Source organism: Nostoc sp. NOS(2021), assembly GCF_017115025.1.
In the GTDB taxonomy this organism is placed as follows: Bacteria; Cyanobacteriota; Cyanobacteriia; order Cyanobacteriales; family Nostocaceae; genus Nostoc.
On record NZ_JABXKM010000163.1, the window covers coordinates 1 to 6562 of the forward strand.

Annotated in this window: 4 protein-coding genes; 1 reads left to right on the forward strand and 3 read right to left on the reverse strand. The window is 43.9% G+C overall.

Annotated features, from left to right (window positions below; translation table 11 throughout):
- Nucleotides 1-208: 208 nt before the first annotated feature.
- From HWQ41_RS20055 to HWQ41_RS20065, 3 genes are all read right to left on the reverse strand, one after another.
- Nucleotides 209-2170 carry a serine/threonine protein kinase gene (locus tag HWQ41_RS20055; protein ID WP_292766539.1) on the reverse strand — a complete coding sequence of 654 codons (1962 nt, stop codon included), beginning with the start codon at nt 2168-2170 and terminating at the stop codon, nt 209-211.
- Nucleotides 2171-2588: 418 nt separating this feature from the next.
- Nucleotides 2589-2798, reverse strand: coding sequence for a hypothetical protein (locus HWQ41_RS20060; protein ID WP_292766542.1), 210 nt, complete (start codon nt 2796-2798; stop codon nt 2589-2591).
- Nucleotides 2799-2831: 33 nt separating this feature from the next.
- The gene (locus tag HWQ41_RS20065) at nt 2832-3881 is read right to left on the reverse strand and encodes a hypothetical protein (protein ID WP_292766544.1); all 1050 of its coding nucleotides are present in this window, start codon (nt 3879-3881) and stop codon (nt 2832-2834) included.
- Between the two features lie 468 nt (nt 3882-4349).
- On the opposite strand from HWQ41_RS20065, the gene HWQ41_RS20070 reads away from it, so the two are divergent.
- A complete protein-coding gene (locus HWQ41_RS20070) occupies nt 4350-6278 on the forward strand; it encodes an alpha-amylase family glycosyl hydrolase (RefSeq protein WP_292766547.1) in 1929 nt (642 codons plus the stop codon).
- Nucleotides 6279-6562 lie beyond the last annotated feature (284 nt).

The following is a 6562-nucleotide window of genomic DNA, read 5'->3' on the forward strand; positions in this document are numbered from 1 at the left end:
TGTTTGTATATAGGTTTTATCATCAGTTAATGTCCTAACCTTCTTGTCCGTTGCTATAATTCTAAAAACTGGGTTTTTGTGCTTGGTAAGACCGAAATTATGTTGGTTGTAGCCCAATAAAGTCAGTTTTTTAAGGACTATATTGAATACTGAATCTGTCTTATACGATACAAAAATCTAACTTTTGAGATCAACTTTTCCCAGGAAATTAACACTGTTTGCCTGTCGATGGACTCACAAAATCATGTAAATCTACATCCCAAATACTGATGTAAATAAAATCACATTCTTGGCGGATAATCTGACCCTTGACTGAGCCATTCTGAAAACTAAAATTATCCAACTGGCGCTGTTGTACCTGTTTGAGTCCCTGCTTAATTTCTTCAGTGGCTTGCCCATCTAACATTCCATTCAAGGTAGTCTCCATTACCTGCGGGTCTACCGATTGGGCAAAAGATACCTCAGTTTGACGCAGCACTTTAGAATTACGATCAAATAAATAGCCAAGATCAATTTTGTCTGGAACTAGTTTGTAAACGACAGCACGGGTTTTGCCCCACGCGCCTCTTAAATCTTGATTTGGTTTGCCGAGGGTAGCTTCTACGATGTTTCTTGCTGTACCTGTAGGGAATGCGGGAACGCTTTCTCTGCTGGTAGTGGCAGCTAGTTTACTGCGCGGTTTGTTCTGTGATCTGGAACGCGCTTCTGGTGTGGGAAGTGCGTTGACATTGCCCAGATCAGGCATCGCCTCCTTCTCTGGTTCTGGCTGTGGTGTGGATACTGCTACCGATGCTGGAGTAGCTGAAGTTACGTGTTCTTTTTTTGCCTGTGGTGTGGATACTGCTACTGGTGCTGGAGTATCTGAAGTTACAGTCTCTGGTTCTGGCTGTGGTATGGATATAACTGGGGGCTTAAAGGTTGGCAAAGGATCGGGAATTACTCGCTGTTTTGACCGTGAGGTTGGTACAACTGGAACTGGAGAAGTTTGGGAAGAAACAGGTGGTTCGGGAGATGCAGGAGTCGTGGGCAAAGACTCTGGCGATCGCGTGGGACTTGTGGCAATGGTTGTTTCTGGTTGTTGCTGACGAGTAATGCTAGAAATCGCGATCGCACCAAGCAAGCCGCTTACCAGCAAACTACCAACAATCACAGCAGGTTTTTGCCAGTTTCCACCAGAAGAAGACCCGGCGATACCTTCTCTACGAGACGCTACGCGAACGGTGAGCTTCGCTAACGCAGAATTTTTTTGCGGGGAATATAATGGCTGGGTTTGTCGAGTCGATGTAGCAGTGGGAGAAAAACTGACCGTGGGAGTATTTGCAGCTAACTCAGGAGGTATATTACTAGTAGACTGCAAGGCATGTAGCATTTTACTGGCAGTGCTGTAGCGATCGCCAGCATGAGGCTTAATTGCCTGATTAACTACCGCCGCAAATTGGGAAGAGATGTTAGGGGCGTGCTGCTGCCAAAGTATTTCCCCAGTTTTCAGATCAGTTAGTAGTTCTTGCGGGTATTTGCCAGTCAGCAGATAAATCGCCGTTAAACCTAAGCTGTAGATATCAGTGGCGTAAACTGGGCGGCCAACGGCTTGTTCGCTAGGCATATACCCAGGCGTACCAATGACGAGCGATCGCGTGGGGTATCCTGGAGGATTCACCACTGAACGGATTGTTTCTTTGACTGCACCAAAATCAATCAAAACTGGCTCGTCATCAACAGAACGGAGAATGATGTTATCTGGCTTGATATCCCGGTGAATAATGCCTTTGCTGTGAACATAATCTAAGACTGAAAGCAAACTCAAGAGAATTTGCCGAACAGCAGTTTCACTCTCAAATCCTTTGGCTTCGACAATTTTTGTCAGGGTTTGGCCGTGAATCCATTCTTGGACGAGGTAAAATTGCCCGTTCTCAGAAAAGTAGGCGTAGAGTTTAGGAATTTGGTGACTACTTTCACCCAAATACTCCAAGGTTGCTGCTTCCCGTTCAAACCGCTGTTGGATAAGTTGGTAGGTTTGCGGGTCATTATTGGTTATCGGTTTGAGTTGCTTGATCACACAGCGACGGCGAGAAGGCATATGGACATCTTCTGCTAGAAAGGTTTCGCCAAACCCACCAGCGCCGATTACCTGGATAACTTGATAGCGATTGTTCAGCAGGGTTATTGTCATGAAAAATTACAAGGGTAAACACCCAGTGCGGAGTCGGAGACTTCCTGTTTTCTCCAGGCTTGTCGTCAGACATCGCCCTTTCCAAATGTACATCAGATAAGTTGATGACTGAATTGAGAACGCCAAAGAAGAGGAAAGGGGGTAGGGAGCAGGGGGGAGAACCCCATAAATAAATTTATTTGCTCTGAAGCAAGGACGGATTATATCATGTTCGGATAATTAGTTATGATTTCCACTGTCATTGCACCCCGCACGCCAGTCGCTCATGGGGAAACTCCCTGTTCCCGCACTGGCTCCCCTTAATCCCCTCCTCGCAAGCTCTTAGGGGAGACGAAGTGTAGCTTTGGCGGGGTGGGGTTCTTCGGGTTTAAGTAAGTAATCAGGCGAACATGATATTATTTCTTGTGCTACGCATCAGTTAGGGAGGCGGAGCCTCAAAATAGGCATTCCCAGTCTCCGACTGGGAACGAGGTAAATTGAGGGTTTGATGAAACCCGCGAAAGCGGGTAAAGCCTTGTGTAGACCCGGTTTCTAACCGCCGATTTAAGCGTAAAAGCGTAGCGTTTTTAATACAGGGGAACACATTGGCATTGTCAGCCGACACATTGGCATTGCAGGGTATTGTCAAATTTAATTTGCTACGAATTAATGAAATGCTGTACTAAGTGAACTCTATAGTCTCAACAAACTCTAAAATACTCTCCTTGATGTCTTCGGCTTCTTCTTCAACGGAATCGGGAGTTTCGCCGTTAATAAAGCTGTGCTGACTACTAACTATATACAAAAATTCACCACTGATAAAGGTGAGCAGCCCTCGGTAAGCATCTAATCTGATCGCCGTTCCATTATTTTCTTGCTTAGAAATCGTCGAACCTTTGGGCATATCAATTAACACGTAGTAAGCGCCTCGCAAAGTATCTTCAAGATATTCGGTATACTCCACAGAAGCATCTGGTACATTGGCAAAAATCGCTTGGGGTACATACTTGTCTACTAAGATTGTTTGTAAATATTCTTCTTGTCCAACAGACTCCAGTTCCTCTAACTGTTCCAGAGGGAAAGGGTAATAATCAATTCTCAGCAAAGTACCGATGTCATCGGAAAAGCCAACTACTCCTTCCTGACTTTGAATTCTCCCGCCCTGCTGCGGATCAACTGGAATCGGCACCGTAAAATTACTTAAGGGAGATTGATATGTCTGTTGACTAAAATCTTCGATGACTACTGTTTCATCTTCGTCGTCTGCATATTCTTCCTCTTCTGCTGCTTTAAAGGCTGCAATTACCTCCTTAATGATTTCTTCTGCTTCTTCATCTTCAAGTTCCAAGGCTGCTTGTAGCTTTTTGAGGTAGACTTGTTTCGATTTGGGGATGGCAAGTTCATCGTCTAAAAGCACTATCACCCCAGCTGCAAAACCATCTAGCACTAATTCATCTGAGAGAGATACTTTGGCGACATTAAACAAAGGCCCAATTCCCTCTTGTTCTGCAATGTCTATGAGTCTATCAACTATTTCTGCGATTTCATCTTCTGAGTATTCCTCGAAGACCTCGAATTCCCAGAGGATACCCGCTAAACTTTCTGCATCTACATCTTCAATGGATGAATCAGCGATCGCCGTGACAACTGCGATCGCCGCCACTGCTTCCTCTGGATTTAGTGATTCCTCTGATGTCTTTGGTGAGTTAAAAACCTTGTCATATTTGGTCATAATTGCTACCTGAATTAATTGCTTGATAGTAATGACAGATTGAAAGTGACAATGGTCAGTTTACCAATGGAGCGAATCTTCTAGAGAAAAAGTTGGCTAATACGTGGTTTACTCAGTATTGCTCAAGTATAACAAAACCTTGTTGACAGCTAATCTCCAGTGCTAATTAAACCTTGCTGTAATCCAACTCCACAAACTCCTGACTTACCGGATCATAATTTGAGATATACTCCAAAGCGATCGGCGATATTTGATGAAGCAATTAGCGTTAATAACTCTTATATTCCTTTGTTTTTATCCTCTAGCAGATGAATTATATCTATCGATAGAATTATAAACTAGCTAGCGATAGATACCTACACCGTGGGCCAGATGCCACAATACCGAAGTTTGTAGTGACACACAATACTCGAAAGGTTGTACTGTTGGTTCTACAAATGTGAATTACATGAAATTTTGAGTTTTTTTATGGTACAAACCCCTCCATCCCAGTTTTCACCAGATCAATACAAAGTTGATTCGGCACAAGAAAAAGTAGAAGCTATTATAGAAACACCACCATCAGATACGGAGATTGACCTAGAGTTCCTTTACACTAGAGATATTGAATTTCGTCAAGAAACCATTTACTTTCTTGTAGTCGATCGCTTTTATGATGGCGATCCAGATAACAGCGAAGGTGCAAACTCAGAACTGTACGATCCAACTAGACAAGAGTGGGGTAAGTATTGGGGTGGCGACTTGCAAGGTGTGATCGATAAATTAGATTATCTCAAAAACATGGGAGTGACTGCCCTTTGGCTAACTCCACTGTTCGAGCAGGTAGAAGAGTTATTTATTAGCAATGCGGCGATGCATGGCTATTGGACAAAAGACTTTAAGCGGATTAATCCTCGCTATATTGCTGACGGAGAGAACCCTTCTTTAAACGCTACTCAAGAAGAAAAAAATACGACCTTTGATCGGTTAATTACCGAACTGCACAAGCGCAATATGAAGTTGGTGTTAGATATTGTCTGCAACCATAGCAGCCCTGATACCAGTGGTAGTAAAGGGGAATTGTTTGATGATGGCGTCAAAATTGCTGACTTCAATAATGATGTCAATAATTGGTATCACCACTATGGCGAAGTGCAAAACTGGGAAGACGATTGGCAAGTACAAAACTGTGAACTATCTGGTCTAGCAACCTTCAATGAAAACAATACGGAATATCGGGAGTATATTAAGTCAGCAATTAAACAATGGCTAGACCGGGGTGTGGATGCACTGCGGGTGGATACTGTCAAGCATATGCCCATCTGGTTTTGGCAAGAATTCACTGGCGAGATGACCAATCACAAACCAGATGTATTTATTTTTGGTGAATGGATTTACAGTAATCCTAATGACGATCGCTCGGTGGAATTTGTTAACCACTCAGGGATGACACTTCTAGACTTTGGGTTGTGCGTGGCAATTCGAGCCGCACTGGCGCAAGGTTCAGAAAACGGATTCCAGACTATTCAATACATTTTTGACCAAGATTATCGCTACAAAGGGGCAACAGAGTTAGTTACCTTCATCGATAACCACGATATGTCCCGCTTCCAATCGCTGAACCCCGATCCAGCGATGTTGAAGCTAGCGATCGCCTTAATTATGACATCTCGCGGCATTCCCTGCATTTACTACGGTACAGAACAATATCTGCATGACGACACTGATGGCGGTAACGATCCGTATAACCGCCCGATGATGGAAAATTGGGATACCGAGAGTGAGATTTATCGCTGCATCAGGCTGTTATCTGGTTTACGGCGACTAAATCCCGCAATCTCAATGGGTAGCCACTGGCAAAAATACTTAACACCCGACGTTTACTGTTATGTACGCCGCTATCGTGACTCCGTGTGTTTTGTAGCTTTAAACCGAGGAGGAGAAGTCACCTTACCAGAAGTAGAAACAGAATTGCCCGATGGGGAACATACCTGCGTGGTGACTCGCAATAAGTATGAGGTGAAAGACGGCAAGATTTATGACCTAGTACTAGAAGAACGAGGAGTAATTGTTTTCAGCCACGTTGGCGAAAGGATCAAAGCACAGACAATTGTGCGCGTCCAACTCAATGGCGTGCATACCCAACCCGGTGAAATCATTGTGGTGACAGGAGATTGCCCAGAGTTGGGTAACTGGGATATCAGCAAAGCATATCCTTTAGAATACATCAACTCAAATACCTGGTCTGCTGAGATTCCCTTTGATGAGAGTGCTGGTCAGCTGATTGCTTATAAATATGCTATGTGGCGCGAAGGGCAATCGCCTCTGCGGGAAAATCTCGTAAATCGTCGCTGGGTAATTGCGAAAGAAGGTACTGTTAAATGGCGTGATACCTGGGCATCGGGAAGAGAATCTTAGAAATTTCAGATAAACAATCAAGTGTGAAGGAGCAAAATTTTCATCCTTCGCACTTCAATGTTTGTGAATTGATAGCGCTTCTCGTACTCTATGGGTACTCCGTTGGAGAACTCGGAGAGTAGCCGCTACAGTCTATGTATGCAATACTCTGATTTCTAAATGCTTCTTCAATATAGCAATCCTATTTGATTTCGTTCAAATTACAAGACTCAGATCCCCGACTTCTTAGAGGATACTGCTGGCGAATTGAGGGTAAGACCCCTCAAGGTAACCAGTTTTAGAAT